We start from the raw sequence: 16,386 nt of genomic DNA on the forward strand, positions 1-16,386 counted from the left end.
CTCCAATCGCCAGAACCGCAATCGACCGGAGCGAGGACGCCAATGGACGCCCGCACCCTCGGTGACCTGCTGGATGTCGTCGGTGAGCCCTCCGTCCGGCTGCTCACCGCGCCCGCCGGCCTCGGCGCGCCCGTCACCGAGGCGCTGCTGTACGACGCCGGCGCTCTGCCGCCCCGGGCGCCGGGAGCGCTGCTGCTGGCGGTGGGCGTGCGGGCCCCGGCCGCCGGACCACTGACCAGGGCGGCCGCGGAAGCCGGGATGACGGGCGTCGTCGTACGCGGCGCGGGCGGGCCCGTCGCCGAGGCGGAGTCGGCGGGGGTGGCGCTGCTGTCCGTGGACGAGGACGCGGCCTGGCACCAGGTGCATCTGCTGCTGGCGTCCGCGATCGGGGCGCGCCCGGCGGCCGCGGGCGGCGGGGACACGCGAGGGGAGCTGTTCGCGCTGGCCGACGCGGTGGCGGCGGCGGTCGGCGGGGCCACCGCGATCGAGGACCCCAGGCAGCGGATCCTCGCGTACTCGACCGTGCCGGGGCAGGCGACCGACGAGGACCGCCGCCAGGGGATCCTCGGACTGCGGGTGCCGGGCAGCCCGGAGAACACCGAGCAGTACCGGACGGTCTTCGCGGCCCGGGGCCCGGTGCGGCTGCCCGCGCTCGCGGGCGCCCTGCCGCGGCTCGCCGTCGCCGTGCGCGCCGGCGGCGAGACCCTGGGCTCACTCTGGGTCGTGGACGGCGGACGGCTCGCGCCCGACGCCGAGGAGGCGCTGGCGCAGGGCGCGTCCACGGCGGCGCTGCTGCTGCTGCGGGCGCGTGCCGCGCAGGAGCTGGCCCGGCACCAGGACGGCGACCTGCTGCGCCGTCTGCTGGAGGGCGCCGCCGACCCGGAGTCCGCCGCGCTCAGGCTCGGTCTGCAGGCCGTGCGGGTGGCCGCGTTCGCCCTGGACTCGACGGTTCCCGCCCCGGACGGCGAGCAGACCGCGCTGCGGCTGCTGGACCTCGTACGGCTCCAGTGCGAGGCACGCTACGGGCGGCACGCGTGTGTGCTCGTCGACGGGGTGGTCTACGCGCTGCTGCCCGCGCCCGGTCTTCCGGCGGCCGCGGCGGCGGGCGCGAGGCGCACTCATGAGCAGCGCCATCTGCGGCTGGCCGACGACATCGTGCGGCGGGCCGGTCAGGCACTGCGGGTGCCGGTCCGGGCCGGACTCGGCGAGGTCGTTCCCTCTCTCGCCGGGGTGCCGGCGTCCCGGGACGACGCGGACCTCGTCCTGCGGGTGCTCGGGCCGGAGCTCCCGGTGGCGTCGGCGGCCGGGGTACGGCCCCGGCTCACCCTGATGCGGCTGTCCGAGGTGCTCCGCGAGCGGCGGGAGCTGGGCGCGGGCGCCTGGCAGGACGTCCTCGCACACGACGCCGAGCACGGCACCGACTACGCGCGCACCCTGCTCGCCTGGTTCGAGTCGGGCTGCGACATGGCGGGCGCGGCGAAGCTGCTCGCGGTGCATCCGAACACCTGCCGCTACCGCCTCAGACAGGCCCAGCAGCACGTCGGGATCGCCCTGGACGATCCCGACGAACGGCTGGTGCTGTGGCTCCAGTTGAGGCTGCTGGCGCAGCTCTAGTGCCGGGGCGCTGGGTCCTGTCGTCGAAGAGCTGGGCGGACGTCGGCGCGGTGAGCCAGTCCCTGAGCCGAATCTCGCACTCCCGAAGCTGCGCCACGGGCACATACTCCCCCGCCGTGTGCGCCAACGCCGGGTCCCCGGGTCCGTAGTTGACCGCGGGCGTACCGAGCCCGGCGAAGCGGGCGACGTCCGTCCAGCCGAGTTTGGGGCGGGGCGTGACGGCGAGGGCGCGGACGAGCGAGGCGACCGCTTCCCGGCCGAGGCCGGGAAGCGCGCCCGGGACGACCTCGGTGACATGGACGTCGTACTCCGGGAACAGGCTCCGGATGGACGCCTCCGCCTCCTCGGGCGAACGGCTGGGGGCGAACCGGTGGTTGACGGTGACGACACACTCGTCGGGTACGACGTTGCCTGCGACCCCGGCCCGTACGGCGACGGCGCTCAGGCTCTCCCGGTACTCCAGTCCGTCGATGACGACGCGCTCCGCGGTGTGGTCGGCGAGCCGTTGCAGCACGCGGGCCGCGCGGTGGGCGGCGTTGGCGCCCTTCCACGGCCGTGCCGTGTGCGCCCGCTCGCCGCGGACCGTGATGTCGGCGGTCAGGACCCCTTGGCATCCCGCCTCGACTCCGGCGTCCGAGGGCTCCATCAGGATCGCCAGGTCGGCCTCGAGCAGGTCGGGCCGTTCCGCGGCGATACGGCGCAGACCGTTGCGGTCCCCCTCCACCTCCTCGCACTCGTAGAAGACGTAGGTGATGTCGCGCACCGGCGCCGTGACGGTGGCGGCGAGGCGCAGGGCCACGGCGACGCCGCCCTTCATATCGCAGGCGCCGAGGCCGTGGATGCGGTCCTGGTCCGTCGTGGAGGGCAGGTTCCCCGCCGCGGGCACGGTGTCCAGGTGGCCGGCGACGACGACCCGTTCGGGGCGGTCGGCGGGGGTCCCACCCGCCCGGGGGCCGGCCGGAGTTCGCGGGGCGGTTCGTGCGACGACGGAGTTGCCGACGCGTTCGACGACAAGGTGCGCACGGCCCTGGAGAGCCGCTTCGACGGCGTCCGCGATCCGTGTCTCGTCGCCGCTCTCGGAGGGGATGTCGACGAGGTCCCGGGTGAGGGTGGCGACGTCCGCGGTGAGGTCGAGAGAGGTCATGCGCGCTCCTGGAGTTCGGGCGCCTGGTCGAGCTTGGAGTGGCGGATCCCGTACAGCCCGTAGACCACCAGGCCGGCCGCCATCCAGGCGGCGAACGCGATCCAGGTGTCCGTGCCGAGGCTGAACAGCATGTAGACGCAGAAGCCCATGCCGAGGACCGGGGTCACCGGGGAGAAGGGGACCCGGAAGGAGCGGGGTGCGTCGGGGTTGCGCCGGCGCAGCAGGACGACGGCCAGGTTGACCAGCAGGAAGGCGAACAGCGTGCCGATGCTGGTGGCGTCGGCGAGGCTGCCCAGCGGGACGAGGGCGGCGAGCACGGCGATGAACGCCGAGACGATCACCGTGTTGGCGCGGGGCACGCCCGTGGCGGGATGGACCTTGGAGAACAGCGGCGGCACCAGGCCGTCCCGGGACATGGCGAACAGGATGCGGATCTGCCCGTACTGCACGGTGAGCACCACGCTGGTGGTGGCGACGACCGCGCCGACCGACAGCAGCACCGGCCAGAGGCTGCCGCCGCCGACGGACCGCACGAGCACCTCGCTGAGCGTGGCTTCCGTCCCCGCGAACTGCTGCCACGGCATGGCACCGAGCGCGGCCACCGCGACGAGCACGTACAGCGCCGTGACCAGGACGAGGGAGAGGATGATCGCGCGGGGCAGGTCGCGCTGCGGGTTGCGCGCCTCCTCACCGGCGGTCGAGGCCGCGTCGAACCCGATGTAGGAGAAGAACAGCGAGGCCGCGCCCGCGCTCATCCCGGCGGTGCCCAGCGGGAAGAGCGGCTGGAAGTTGCCCGCGCGGAACGCGGTGAAGGCGACCGCGCAGAACATCACGAGGGCGGCGATCTTCACGGCGACCATGACGGTGTTGGCGACGGCGCTCTCCTTGGCCCCGCGCAGCAGCACGGTCATGGCGAGGACGACGATGAGGGCCGCCGGGACGTTGAGAGTGCCTCCGGCGCCGGGCGGGGCGCTGAGCGCGTCGGGCAGGGTGACGCCCACGGTGAGCCGGAGCAGTTCGTTGACGTACTGGCCCCAGCCGACGGCCACCGCCGCGACGGACACCCCGTACTCCAGGATCAGGCACCAGCCGCACACCCAGGCGATCAGCTCGCCCATCGTGGCGTAGGCGTAGCTGTAGGAGGAGCCGGAGCCGGGGATCATGCCGGCCAGTTCGGCGTACGACAGCGCCGAGAACAGGGCGGTCACTCCGGCGAGCACGAAGGACACGACGATCGCGGGGCCGGCCTGGGGAACGGCCTGGCCCAGGACGACGAAGATGCCGGTGCCCAGGGTCGCGCCCACGCTGAGCAACGTGAGCTGTCCGACGCCCATGGTCCGCCGCAGCGGGCTGCCGCCGGCCTCGGCGACGAGTGCGCCGACGGCCTGCCGCCTGGTCAACCGCCGTCCGGGACCATCCTGTCGGCCGGCTCCCGGCCGTGTCCGTACTGTCTCCACCGCGCTTGCTCCCTCCACCACTGGGGCTGGTATGGCCCCTGATGATGCGGAGGCGGGAGCGCGCTGCGATGAGAGGATCGGCCAGAGGGGAGGACGGGCGTTTGGCCGGTCGGCTAATGCCAGGTGCGGCCGGAATGGCCGGGGCCGGGCCGGGCGGCGGTCAGCGCAGCGCTTCGGCGACCTCCCGGGCGGCCTCGAGCACCCGGGGCCCCACCCGCTCCGGCACCGAGTCCGACAGCATGACGACCCCCACGCTGCCCTCGATCCCGTTCACTCCGAGCAGCGGTGCGGCCGCCCCGCACGCGCCCGTCTCCAGCTCCCCGTGGGTGAGGGTGTAGCCGGGCTCGGCGATCGGCTGGTGACGGGCGGCGAGTATGGCCCGGCCGGCGGCTCCCCTGTCGAGCGGATGGCGGAACCCGGCCCGGTACGCCACGTGGTAGTCGGTCCACGACGGCTCGACCACGGCGACGGCCAGCGCCTCCGCGCCGTCGACGAGCGTGAGGTGCGCGGTCGCGCCTATGTCCTCGGCGAGCGCCCGCAGGGCGGGCAGCGCAGCCTCCCGTACCAGCGGATGCACCTGGCGGCCGAGGCGCAGCACGCCGAGGCCGACCCGGGCGCGGCCGCCCAGGTCGCGGCGGACGAGGGAGTGCTGTTCGAGCGTGGCCAGCAACCGGTACACCACGGTCCGGTTGACGCCCAGTTTGTTGGACAGCTCGGTGACCGTCAGTCCGTGGTCCGTGTCGGCGAGCAGTTTGAGGACCCTGAGGCCCCGGTCCAGCGTCTGAGAGGTCTCCGCGGTCACGACGCCCACTCCTTAGTGGTGAGGACGGCGGCCACCTCACGGCGGATGCGGCACCGAGTCCCGTCGGCGACGCGCCTCAGAGGCCGCCGTTCGGCCGGCGGCCCGGGGCGGCTCCCGGGCACGGTCGCTTTCACGGCTGCGCTCCGCGGCGGCGCTGCCACGGGGCGTGTGCGTAGCGGGACAGTAGCGATCCGGTTCGCTCAGCGGAAGGCTCCGTCCAGAATCCGGTCAATGACCGGTACACGTAGGTCGCTTTTACGTCGATATGTGCGCAGGTTTCGGCGAAACATGCGCGTAACGCGTCGGCGTCACCGCATCCGCGTCGCCCACTCCTGGACCTTGGCGATCCGCTGCCGTAGCTGGCCCGCGGTGCACTCGGCGCTCGGCGGGCCGCCGCACACCCGGCGCAGCTCGGTGTGGATCACGCCGTGCGGCTTGCCGCTCTGGTGGACGTACGCGCCGACCATCGTGTTCAGCTGCTTGCGCAGTTCCAGCAGCTCCTTGTGGGTGACCACGGGCCGCCGGTCGGCGGGCAGTTCGAGCAGATCGGCCTCGGTGTCCGGCTTCTTGCGGCTGTGCGCGATCTGCCGGGCCTGCCGCTTCTGGAGCAGCAACTGCACCTGCTCCGGCTCCAGAAGACCCGGGATGCCGAGGTAGTCCTGCTCCTCCTCGCTGCCCGGATGGGCCTGCATGCCGAACTCGGCGCCGTTGTACATGACCCGGTCGAAGACGGCGTCGGACTCCAGCGCCTCGAACGGCAGCATGTCCTGCTCGCCGGTGTCCTCGTCCTGCTCCCGGTTGGCCTCCTCCATCTCCTTCTCGGACTCGGCGTACGGGTCCTCCTCGCCGTCCTTCTTCGGCTTGTCGAGGACGTGGTCCCGTTCCCGCTCCATCTCGTTGGCGAAGGTGAGGAGGTCGGGGACCGTCGGAAGGAAGACGGAGGCGGTCTCGCCGCGGCGCCGGGACCGTACGAAACGGCCGACGGCCTGGGCGAAGAAGAGCGGGGTGGAGATGGTGGTCGCATACACCCCGACCGCGAGCCGCGGCACGTCGACACCCTCGGACACCATACGGACCGCGACCATCCAGCGGTCGTCGTTGCCGCTGAACTCGTCGATGCGGTCGGAGGCGCCGGCGTCGTCGGACAGCACGAGGGTCGCCTTGTGCCCGGTGATCTCACGGATGAGCTTGGCGTAGGCGCGGGCCGCCTCCTGGTCGGAGGCGATGACAAGGGCGCCGGCGTCCGGGATGGCCTTGCGGACCTCGGTCAGCCGCTGGTCGGCGGCGCGCAGCACGCTCGGCATCCAGTCGCCGCGCGGATCGAGGGCGGTGCGCCAGGCCTGGCTGACGGCGTCCTTGGTCATGGGCTCGCCGAGCCGGGCGGCGATCTCGTCGCCCGCCTTGGTGCGCCAGCGCATGTTGCCGCTGTAGGAGAGGAAGATGACCGGCCGCACGACCCCGTCGGCGAGCGCGGACCCGTATCCGTAGGTGTAGTCGGCGGCGGACCGCCGGATCCCGTCGTTGCCCTCCTCGTACGTCACGAAGGGGATGGGGTTGGTGTCGGACCGGAACGGCGTACCGGTGAGGGCGAGGCGGCGGGTCGCGGGCTCGAACGCCTCCAGGCACGCCTCGCCCCAGGACTTGGAGTCGCCGGCGTGGTGGATCTCGTCGAGGATGACGAGGGTCTTGCGCTGCTCGACGCGGTTGCGGTGCAGCATGGGCCGTACGCCGACGCCCGCGTAGGTGACCGCGACCCCTTGGTACTCCCGGCCGAGCGGTCCCGCGCTGTACTCGGGGTCGAGCTTGATCCCGACCCGCGCGGCCGCCTCCGCCCACTGCTTCTTCAGATGCTCGGTCGGCGCGACCACGGTCACCTGCTGCACCACATGGTGGTGCAGCAGCCAGGACGCGAGCGTCAGCGCGAAGGTCGTCTTGCCGGCGCCGGGCGTGGCGACGGCGAGGAAGTCACGCGGCTGCTCCTGGATGTACTTCTCCATCGCCCCCTGCTGCCAGGCACGCAGCTTGCCGGCGGTGCCCCAGGGAGCGCGGCCGGGGAAGGCCGGAGACAGGTGGTGCGAGTACGAGGAACTGCTGGCGGCGGTGGTAGTCACGGTCTCCGGTTCGCTGGGGCTGGGATGGCTCGGCTACGTATGACAACCGGGCCACCCTACCGGTGAGCTCGCCCGCCACTTGGGTCAACACCACCGCATCCGGCCCCGGTGCGACACGGCTCACAGATCACCGGGCCGGGCCCCCGCGCGTCACCGCTCGCGCAGCCGCGTGGTCACCCACGCCCCCGCCAGCGCCACCGCCGCCATCGGCAGGAAGACCGCGGCGAAGGCGGCCGGGTGAGAGCCTCCGGCGGTCGCGCCGACGGCCGTGGGCGCGACCGTGCCGCCGCCGAGCGCGGCGAACGCGGCACCGCCCGCGGCGAGCAGGACGACGTTCGCCAGGCCGTCGGAGATCTGCAGGGCTGCCGAGTTGGCACCCGCCTCCCCGGGGGCCGACAGCTTCAGGAGCAGGACGCTGGTCGAGGAGATCACCAGGCCCATGCCGAAGCAGCCGAACCCCCAGGCGACGGCGACGATCCACACGGGCACCGCGTGCACCAGCACACTCGGCGCGGTGGCGATCGCGGCCGCGACCACGATCATGCCGAGCGTCATCAGCCGGTTCCGGTACGGCTCCAGGCGCGGCCTGGTCTGGAGATACGACCCGAGCGCCCAGCTCCCGCCGCCCGCCGCGAGGGAGAAGCCGGCCAGCGTCGGCGACAGGCCCCGCTGGGTGACGAGCATGAGCGGGACGAAGCTCTCCGCCGAGACGAAGGCGCCCGCCGCCACTCCCCTCAGCAGCACCACGGACGGCAGCCCGCGCGCCGCCCGGTAGGTGCCGCGGGGCAGCAGCCGGAGGACCGCCGGGACCAGCAGTGCGGCACCCGCTACGGCGGGCGCGAGGGAGGCCCAGCGCACGTCCTGGGCGGCGTACTGAAGGAGCCCGGCGCCGAGCGAGATACCGAGGGCGAGCCGGATGCGGCGGGTGTCGAAGGGTGCGGCGACGGCCTCCTCGGCGGGGCCGCCCGCCCGGCGCCGTATCTGCGGCAGCGCGAGGGCCAGAGGGAACACCACCAGCGCCGGGATACCGATGAACACCCAGCGCCAGCCGAGGTGCTCGGTCACCGCGCCCGCGGCCAGCGGGCCGACCACCGACGGGACCACCCAGCCCGCCGCGAACGCCGCCATGATCGCCGGCCGCAGGCGTTCGGGGTAGGCGCGGCTGACGACGACGTACAGGGCGACGATCACCAGGCCGCCGCCGAGCCCCTGCACGGCTCTGCCGAGGATGAACAGCCACATCGCCCCGGCCGTCCCGGACAGCAGCAACCCGGCGGCAAACGCGACGATGCCGCAGGTCAGCGACGCGAGGGGGCCCCTGCGGTCCGACCACTGGCCTGAGAGCACCATGCCGAACAGGCTGGTGGTGAAGTACCCGGAGAACGCGAAGGCGTACAGGGACAGCCCGTCCAGCTCCCGGGCCGCGACCGGCATCGCGGTGCCGACGGCAGTCGCCTCGAAGGCGATCACCAGGACGACCGAGACGACGCCGATACTGAGCGCCCGGTACGGCCGGCTCAGGACGCCGGTGGGACCGTCCGGCGGGACGGAGGGAACGACGTCGGTGTCGCGGGGTTCCAGGACTGCCATGCGGCCAGAGTAAGGGGCACAAAGGGGACTGGCTCCTGTCCGAAGCCGGTGATCGCGTGGGCCCTTGGTCCTAGGACTCGAGCCCGGTTCATGAACGCCGTATGGCAGTCCCGTTGCAACGCCCACGCGTCCCTTGAGCCCGCCGGCCCCCGGACCCTACGCTCCCTGTGTCGGGTCACAACGCACGCAAGCGGTACCGCACTTGATCCCGGCCGTGTGCCCGAGTGGTTGAGGGACTCGCCTGCAAAGCGGGTTACGCGGGTTCGATTCCCGCCACGGCCTCCAAGGCCTTGACCAGGCAGAACACACGCCTCGGGTCAGTGGACGAACCTCACGCTCGTGAGGGTGGCGTCCGCGGCCGAGGTGTCGGGCGGGAGCAGCCTCCCGACGTCTCCTCGGCAGTCGGAGTAGGCGTACAGCTCGGCATTGCGGTTGGTTTCGTTGAGCGCGTGACCCTGTCCGCTGATGTTGCAGCACTCGTCGTCGACCGGGTTGTACAGCACGGTCCGGACATTGCCGGGCCGTGCGGTGTACAGGAAGAACCCGGTGGCGGCGTTCGCGGTGCCCATCGGCACCGTAAGGGCCGGCCCAGCGGCGGCCGAACCGGCGAGAAGGGCGCTGCGCACTCGCACCACAAAAGCTCCCGAAGAAGACATCTCGGATTGGAATCCGAGGGAATATGCCCGGTTGCTCCCGGGCGCGCGGGCGATCCGGCCAGGAGGCGACACGAACCGGGCGCGGGATTCGGCGCGTTGGCCCGTCGCCGCCGCGAGCCTTCGAGGACGTCAGGTGACGGACCCGGCGCCGTTCACTGGTTCGTCACCACCGCCGCCTGCGGACGGATCGGCAGGCGGTTGACCGGGCGGCCCGTCGCCGCGCGTACCGCCGAGGCGATCGCCGCCGGGGACGTCACCACCGGCACCGCACTGACGGACTTCGCCCCGAAGGGGGCAACCACGTCCCGCTCCTCGACCAGCTTGACGATCCGGATGTCGGGGGCGTCCAGGGCCGTGGCAAGGCAGTAGCCCGTCAGGTCGGGGTGGCGGATCAGGCCGCGCGCCGTGCGCAGGTTCTCGGTGAGCGCGATGCCCACGCCCTGGGTGACGCCGGCCTCCACACGCGCGGCGAGCTGCGCCGGGTTCAGCACCCGGCCCACGTCCTGGGCGAGCGCCATTTCCACCACGCGTACCGAGCCGGTCTCGATGTCCACGTCCACCACGGCCCGGACCGCGCAGAACGCGAGCCCCACGAAGGCGTCGCCCTGGCCGGTCTCGTTCAGCGGTTCCGTCGGATGCGGGCGGCACTGCGCCGTGGCCCACAGCTCCTTGCCGTCCAGCGCCTCGGCGACGGTGGTCGACAGCACACCGTCATACGAGGTGATCTTGCCGTCGGTGATCTGGAGCAGCTCGGTGGACATGCCGAACTTGTGCGCCAGGGGTTGCAGCAGCTGGGTGCGGACCATCTTGGCGGCACGTTCCACCGCTCCGCCCGACACCCAGGTGTGGCGGCCCCGGCAGCCCGCACCGGCCGGCGGCTGGTCGGTGTCGACCGGTGCCACGTGGACCTCGTCGATGCCGAGGGTCTCCTGGACGATCTGCCGGGCCAGCGTGGCGAATCCCTGGCCGGTCTCGACGGCCGCGCACAGCACCGTCGCCACGCCGTCGTGAACCTTCACCGTCGCCGTGGACACCTCGTCCGCGCCCTCCGCGCCGAGCATGTGCACCATGCCGAGGCTGTAGCCGACACCGCGGCGCACCGCACCGGGTTCTCCGGCGCCCTCGGGGCCGCCCGGCAGCAGCCACTCCTCCTCGGGGGTGTCCTTGGGGAGCGGCGGCAGCGGGTGGTCCCGTACCGCTTCGAGCAGTTCGGCCACCGGCGCCGGGCAGGTCACGGTCTGGCCCGTCGGCAGGACGTCGCCCGTCGCCAGGACGTTGCGCAGCCGCAGCTCCGCCGGGTCGAGGCCGAGTTTCCTGGCGAGTTTGTCCATCTGCGCCTCGTAGGCCGCGCACACCTGCATGGCGCCCTCGCCGCGGACATGGCCCGAGGGCGGGTTGTTGGTGCGGACGGCCCAGCCCTCGATGAAGGCGTTCGGGACGACGTAGGGGCCGCAGGCGAAGGACACGGCGGCGGCGAGCGCGTCCGAGGAGGTGTCCGCGTAGGCGCCCGCGTCCAGCAGGATCTGCGCCTCGACCTTCACCAGCCGGCCCTCGGCGTCCGCGTGGTGGCGGTAGCGCAGCAGGGTGGGGTGGCGGTGGGAGTGGCCCAGGAACGACTCTTCGCGTGTCGCGGTCAGCTTCACCGGGCAGCCCGTTGTCAGCGCGAGCAGGCCCAGCGGGAGCTGAAAGCCGGGGTCCTCGCGGTCGGCGGTGGCTCCGGGCACCCCGGTGACGACGACCTTCACCCGCTCCGGCTCCAGGCCGTAGACCTCCGCGGCCCGGTCGCGGTCGGCGTGCGGGTCGGTGGAGGCGAGGTACAGCTCGACCCCGCCGTCGGGCCGGGGCACCGCGAGCCCGGCCTCCGCACCGATCGGAGCGGGGTCCTGGCGGCCGATGCGGTAGAGGCCCTCGACGACGACCTCGCCGAGCGCGTCCGGGTCGCCGTGGCGCAGCGGGATGTGCCGGATCAGGTTGCCGTCGGGGTGCAGCGGCTCCGCCTCGAAGGCCTGTTCGGGGTCGGTCACCGGGTCGAGCACCTCGTACTCGACGATGACCGCGGCGGCGGCCATACGGGCGGTGTCGGGGTGGTCGGCCGCGACGGCCGCGATGGGCTCCCCGTGGTGGCGCACGACCTCGGAGGCGAACACCGGGCGGTCGGACGTGCCTCGGCCGTGGAACGCGCCGCCGGGCACGTCCTCGTGGGTGACGACGGCCCGCACGCCGGGCATCTCGCGCGCGTGGCTCACGTCGATGGACACGATGCGCGCGTGCGGGTGCGGCGAGCGCAGCACTGCGGCCCACAGCAGGCCCTCGGCCCACAGGTCGGCCGCGTACGGGAAGGTGCCCTCGGTCTTGGCGCCGGCGTCGGCCGACGGCAGGGAGGCGCCCAGGCCGTGCGGCAGCGGCTCGGGGGTGGGTGCGGCCGCCGCGGTGGTCGCGGTGGCGGCTTCGTTGCTCACGCCTGGCCTCCGTCCTGGCCGTACGGGTGCTCGTGCGGGGCCGTACCGTCGAACGCGGAGGCGTGCACGCCGCCCGCGCCGGGGCCCGCCTGGTGCGGGATGCGGGGCTCGTCCGCCTCCGGTGCCGACTCGGCCTCGGCGTGCGCCCGCCTTTCGGCGGCGACCTCCTTGACGGCCTCCAGGACGCCCCGGTAGCCGGAGCAGCGGCACAGGTTGCCGCACAGAGCCTGGCGGGCCTCCAGTTCGGTCGGCGCGGGGTTGCCCTCCAGCAGGTCGTGCACGGTCATCGCCATGCCGGGGATGCAGAAGCCGCACTGCACCGCCCCGCACCGGGCGAGCGCCCGCTGCACGTCCGAGGGCTGTCCGTCGGCGGCGAGGCCCTCGACCGTACGGACCTCGCTGCCTGCGGCGGTGACGGCGGGCACCAGGCAGGAGGCGACGAGCCGCCCGTCGACCTGGACGGTGCAGGCGCCGCACTCGCCCTGCGAGCAGCCGTCCTTGGCGCCGGCGAGACCGAGCCGCTCGCGCAGCACGTACAGCAGCGACTCCCCGATCCAGGCGTCGGTGACGGGCCGGTCGGAGCTGTTCACCCGCAGGACGTACGAGACGAGCGGGTGCTCGTCGTGCGGGGACGGCGGGGGTCCGTGGTCCTGCTCTCCGGCGTCGGCTGCGTCGGCCTCCGGTGCCGGTGCCGGTTCGTGGCCGGCCGCGGCGGGATCCCCGGCCGGTACGGCATCCGCGGCGGGGACCTCCTCGGCGGCGGGGCCGGCGACGGCGCCTGAGGGCTCATGGGCGGCCTCGGGCGCCTCGGGGGCACCGCCGGCCCTCCGGCCCTCGTACGGCCCGCCGGACGGCCCCCCAGGGGCTTCGCCGGGCATCCGCCCGACCGGCTCGGCCGGCTCGTCGGGGACCTGCTGGGCCGGGTCGGACCAGGGCTGCCCGTCAGCACCCGTCGCCCAGGGCGCGGCCGCGCCACCCGGCAGGGTTGCGGGCGGGGTACCGCCCCACTGCTCGACCAGGGCGGACGTGGAGAACTCGCCCGATTCGTCCGGCAGATCGCCGCCCGCCACCGGGATCGACCACTCACCGGTGACGTCGTGCCCGGGTGCGGGCTCCCGGGCGGCCGCGGCCTCCTCGAAGGCCCACTGGCCGGTGGCTCCGGGGTGGTACGTGAACCGGTCTCCCGTGTTCTGCGGGGGGGCCTGGTTCGGGTCGGGCCAGCCCGCGCCCCGCGCGGGCGCCGCCCAGCCGTCCTGGGCCGCCGCGTCGTGGCCCTCCTCGGCGGCCGGGCCGAACGTCGGCGGCACATAGCCGTGGCCCGGCGCGGCCAGCGGGCTGTCGGAGGCGAGGAGGGCGTCGATGCCCCCTTCGGGGAGCTGGACGAAGGCGGTGGCGCCGTCGTCGTAGTCCCCCTGCGGCAGTCGCTCCCAGGAGCCGTGGGTGCCCCCCTGCGGGGTCCCCTCCGGGTGCCGGTCGTCGGTCACGACAGTGCCCTCCCCAGTGCTCGTCGGGCCAGCGCGGCGAGGGTGCGCCGCAGGTGCAGTACGGCGGGCGGCAGCTGCTGCACGGTGCCGTCCTCCGCCGGGGCGGGATCGGGGATGCAGGCCGCGGCGACGTACTCCCCGAAGGCGGCGAGCGCCTCCGGGACGATCGCGCGGTTGTTGTCCCAGTCGATGAGCTGGGCGACCCACTGCTCGGCGTCCAGGGGGCGCAGCGGCACGGGCGCTATGGCGCCCACGGCGCAGCGCACGCCGCGCCGGGCCGGGTCGAGGACGAGCGCCACGGACGCGACGGCCCGCCCGGGGCCGGTGCGTCCGGTCGCCTTCAGGAAGACCTGGGGGGCGTGCAGCAGCGGTACGCGCACGTAGCCGATGAGTTCGCCGGCGCGCAGCATCTCCATGCCGGCGAGCAGGTGCGAGACCGGGATCTCGCGGCGGGCTCCGCCCGGGCCCGCGATGATCAGCGTGGCCTCCAGAGCGGCCAGCACCGGAAGCGCGTCCCCTGTGGGGGCGGCCGAGGCGATGTTGCCGCCCAGGGTGCCCGCGTTGCGGATGTGCGGAGGTCCGGCGGCGCGCGAGGCCGCCGCGAGGGCGGGGATGAGGGCCGCGAAGTCGGGGCGGCCCATGCGCGCGTGGGTGAGGCCGGCGCCGAGCAGCGCGTGGCCGTCCTGGTACTGCCAGCCGCGGATCTCGCTGATGCGGCCGAGACCGACCAGCGCGGCGGGCCGCAGCTGCCCGGAGTTCACCGCGGCCATCAGATCCGTGCCGCCCGCCACGGGGACGGCGGCCGGCATGGCGGCCAGGGCCGCCACGGCCTCGTCCAGTGAGGCAGGCAGCGTCACGGCCTGCGCCGCCTGCGGTGCGTGCGTGGTCAAACCGGCTGCCCCTTCCCGCTGCCCCACCTGGTCCCACCTGTGTTGCCGTACGGTACGTGCTGACAGGCCGGACGTGGCAACTCTGGCACATCTTTCCCGGCCCCCGACGCAGGGGTCCGCTAGGAGGCATTCGCCCCTTCACCAGGGAGATGGTCCGTTTTGCCATGAGGTTCCCCATGAGCGCTGATTGCCGCTCTCCGGTGGCCCTGCTGCGACTTCTCCCATGCGAGGTCACGTTTCCAGGGCGCCCGGCCCCTCGGCTGCCCCTCGGCGGCGGCCTCACACGTTCGGGGGCGCACCCTCGATCGGGCGTCCGAGCACACCCGGTCGCCGCTGCCACGGCAGGGGCCCCGCCGGCGGCCGGTAGGCGACCCCCAGGGCGTCAAGTCGGCGGTAGTGGACGGCCATCCGCCGCTCGAAGTCCGCGAAGTCGCGCTCCGCGGGTGGGGGCAGGGCGCTCCAGGCGACCTCGGCGAAGGCCGCGAGTCTCGGGAACGTCTGGTAGTCGACCCGCGCCTGATCCTCCATCACCTCGGTCCAGACATTGGCCTGGGTGCCGAGCACATGCCCCGCCTGCACCGCGCTGAGCTGCGGCGGGACCGGCTCGAAGCGGTAGACGTCCGCCAGGGTGCGCACATATCCGATGGGCACCGGCTCGTCCTCGCCGCCGTCCTGACGGTGGTCCAGATACACCTGCTGCTCCGGGCACATCACGACGTCGTGTCCGGCCCGCGCGGCCGTGACACCGCCGGCGTATCCACGCCAGGAGGACACAGCGGCCCCCGCGGCAAGACCGCCCTCGAGGATCTCGTCCCAGCCGATGAGCCGGCGGCCGCGGGCGGTGAGCCAGGTGTCGAAGTGCCGGACGAACCACGCCTGGAGTCCGTCCTCGTCGCCGAGCCCCAGTTCCCGGATGCGTGCCTGGGCGGCCGCGGAGCGCCGCCACTGGTCCTTCGGGCACTCGTCGCCGCCGATATGGATGAACGTCGAGGGGAACAGTTCCAGAACTTCCTCGAACACCCCTTCGTAGAACCGCAGGGTGGTGTCGGTGGGGGCGAGTACGTTGGCCGAGATGCCCCAGTCGTCCCAGACCGAGAGGGAGGCCGTGTCGACGACGTCCGCGTTGCCGAGCTCCGGATACGCGGCGATGGCCGCCTGACTGTGTCCTGGTATGTCGATCTCGGGGACCACGGTGATATGCCGCGCGGCCGCGTACGCGACGATCTCGCGGATGTCGTCCTGCGTGTAGAAACCGCCGTGCGGCTTCTCCTCCCACAGCGGCGAGGCCCGGTGCCCGAACCGGGAGCGGGACCGCCAGGATCCCACCTCGGTGAGCTTCGGATGACGCTTGATCTCCAGTCGCCAGCCCTGGTCGTCGGTGAGATGCAGATGCAGGACGTTCAGCTTGTGGGCGGCCATCAGGTCCAGACACCGCAGGACGCCGTCCTTGGGCATGAAGTGCCGGGCGACGTCGAGCAGCAGACCGCGCCAGGGGAAGCGGGGCGCGTCCTCGACGACCACCCCCGGCACCTCCCACGCGCGGCGGGCCGGGTCGACCGGCGCCCGCCGGAAGGCCTCCGGCCCCAGCAGCTGGCGGAAGGTCTGCGCTCCCCAGAAGACGCCGGCCGCGCTGCCCCCGTCGAGACGGACGGCGTATCCGTCGATGACGATGCGGTAGGCCTCGGGCTCCATCGCCGGGTCGATGCCCAGCACGATGCCGTTCTCCGCGCCGCCCTCCCGGAAGGGCAGCCCGGTGGCCGCGCCCAGGACGTCGCGCATCCAGTGGGCGACGCGCTCGGTGCCGGGCCGCGCGCGCAGCGCCGTCTCCTCGTCGAGCACGAACAGCCCCTGCGGGGGCACCCACCAGCCCTTGCGGGGTGCCGGGATCAGTTCCTCGAAGCCCATCGCATCCAGCCCTTCCGGTCCGTGCGGTCTTCACGAAGGCCCGGGCGGCCGTGCCGTCCCGGTGACGGGAAGCCTGATCGACAAGGCCGTGCGAACGGAAGCCGGATGCGTGAACCGGTCGGGAACGCGTGAACCGGAGCGGAACGCCTGAACCCGAGCGGAACGCCTGAACCCGAGCGGAACGACGTCCGTGGATCGGCGGAGGACGACGGAAGCGGTCGGACGGACACGAAGAGCCCCGGGGCGCGCCTCACGCGTCCCGGGGGCCCTGCGG

Annotated in this window: 11 protein-coding genes and 1 tRNA gene; 2 read left to right on the forward strand and 10 right to left on the reverse strand. The window is 73.6% G+C overall.

Going from position 1 to position 16,386, the window contains the following annotated elements:
* Positions 1-42: 42 nt before the first annotated feature.
* Positions 43-1,614 (forward strand): helix-turn-helix domain-containing protein, encoded by a 1,572-nt coding sequence (locus tag ABZ876_RS22745; RefSeq protein WP_361784022.1) that lies wholly within the window; start codon positions 43-45, stop codon positions 1,612-1,614.
* Here ABZ876_RS22745 and dapE read toward each other — a convergent pair.
* The 5 genes from dapE to ABZ876_RS22770 form a co-directional block, all read right to left on the reverse strand.
* A complete protein-coding gene (dapE, locus tag ABZ876_RS22750) occupies positions 1,520-2,758 on the reverse strand; it encodes a succinyl-diaminopimelate desuccinylase (RefSeq protein ID WP_361784025.1) in 1,239 nt (412 codons plus the stop codon). The two genes, ABZ876_RS22745 and dapE, sit on opposite strands and share 95 nt — an antisense overlap.
* Positions 2,755-4,215 (reverse strand): amino acid permease, encoded by a 1,461-nt coding sequence (locus ABZ876_RS22755; protein ID WP_361784028.1) that lies wholly within the window; start codon positions 4,213-4,215, stop codon positions 2,755-2,757. Before ABZ876_RS22755 ends, dapE begins: the two co-directional genes overlap by 4 nt.
* 160 nt (positions 4,216-4,375) lie before the next feature.
* The gene (locus ABZ876_RS22760; protein WP_361784031.1) at positions 4,376-5,017 is read right to left on the reverse strand and encodes a helix-turn-helix domain-containing protein; all 642 of its coding nucleotides are present in this window, start codon (positions 5,015-5,017) and stop codon (positions 4,376-4,378) included.
* Positions 5,018-5,325: 308 nt separating this feature from the next.
* The gene (locus ABZ876_RS22765; protein WP_361784034.1) at positions 5,326-7,128 is read right to left on the reverse strand and encodes a DEAD/DEAH box helicase; all 1,803 of its coding nucleotides are present in this window, start codon (positions 7,126-7,128) and stop codon (positions 5,326-5,328) included.
* Positions 7,129-7,278: 150 nt separating this feature from the next.
* On the reverse strand, positions 7,279-8,718 hold the full coding sequence (locus ABZ876_RS22770) for an MFS transporter (RefSeq protein ID WP_361784037.1): 1,440 nt from the start codon (positions 8,716-8,718) through the stop codon (positions 7,279-7,281).
* A gap of 210 nt (positions 8,719-8,928) precedes the next feature.
* Here ABZ876_RS22770 and ABZ876_RS22775 point away from each other — a divergent pair.
* Positions 8,929-9,003, forward strand: a tRNA-Cys gene (locus ABZ876_RS22775).
* A 32-nt stretch (positions 9,004-9,035) separates the two neighbouring features.
* Here the strand turns inward: ABZ876_RS22775 and ABZ876_RS22780 are convergent.
* From ABZ876_RS22780 to ABZ876_RS22800, 5 genes are all read right to left on the reverse strand, one after another.
* Positions 9,036-9,287 (reverse strand): hypothetical protein, encoded by a 252-nt coding sequence (locus tag ABZ876_RS22780; RefSeq protein ID WP_361784040.1) that lies wholly within the window; start codon positions 9,285-9,287, stop codon positions 9,036-9,038.
* A gap of 239 nt (positions 9,288-9,526) precedes the next feature.
* Positions 9,527-11,833 (reverse strand): molybdopterin cofactor-binding domain-containing protein, encoded by a 2,307-nt coding sequence (locus ABZ876_RS22785; RefSeq protein ID WP_361784043.1) that lies wholly within the window; start codon positions 11,831-11,833, stop codon positions 9,527-9,529.
* Positions 11,830-13,317 carry a 2Fe-2S iron-sulfur cluster-binding protein gene (locus ABZ876_RS22790; protein ID WP_361784046.1) on the reverse strand — a complete coding sequence of 496 codons (1,488 nt, stop codon included), beginning with the start codon at positions 13,315-13,317 and terminating at the stop codon, positions 11,830-11,832. Before ABZ876_RS22790 ends, ABZ876_RS22785 begins: the two co-directional genes overlap by 4 nt.
* Positions 13,314-14,207, reverse strand: a complete 894-nt coding sequence (locus tag ABZ876_RS22795) for an FAD binding domain-containing protein (protein ID WP_361784049.1) — start codon at positions 14,205-14,207, stop codon at positions 13,314-13,316. Before ABZ876_RS22795 ends, ABZ876_RS22790 begins: the two co-directional genes overlap by 4 nt.
* 279 nt (positions 14,208-14,486) lie before the next feature.
* Positions 14,487-16,112: a beta-N-acetylhexosaminidase gene (locus ABZ876_RS22800; RefSeq protein WP_361784052.1), complete on the reverse strand. Its 1,626-nt coding sequence runs from the start codon at positions 16,110-16,112 to the stop codon at positions 14,487-14,489.
* Positions 16,113-16,386: the final 274 nt, after the last annotated feature.

It is taken from the genome of Streptomyces sp. NPDC046931 (genome assembly GCF_040644655.1).
Lineage (GTDB): Bacteria > Actinomycetota > Actinomycetes > Streptomycetales > Streptomycetaceae > Streptomyces.

What these genes read in the sequence shown, in the direction of transcription:
- ABZ876_RS22745 (WP_361784022.1), top strand. Translation starts at nt 43, where the DNA reads ATGGACGCCCGCACCCTCGGTGACCTGCTGGATGTCGTCGGTGAGCCC.
- dapE (WP_361784025.1), bottom strand. Translation starts at nt 2,758, where the DNA reads ATGACCTCTCTCGACCTCACCGCGGACGTCGCCACCCTCACCCGGGAC.
- ABZ876_RS22770 (WP_361784037.1), bottom strand. Translation starts at nt 8,718, where the DNA reads ATGGCAGTCCTGGAACCCCGCGACACCGACGTCGTTCCCTCCGTCCCG.
- ABZ876_RS22780 (WP_361784040.1), bottom strand. Translation starts at nt 9,287, where the DNA reads ATGGGCACCGCGAACGCCGCCACCGGGTTCTTCCTGTACACCGCACGG.
- ABZ876_RS22800 (WP_361784052.1), bottom strand. Translation starts at nt 16,112, where the DNA reads ATGGGCTTCGAGGAACTGATCCCGGCACCCCGCAAGGGCTGGTGGGTG.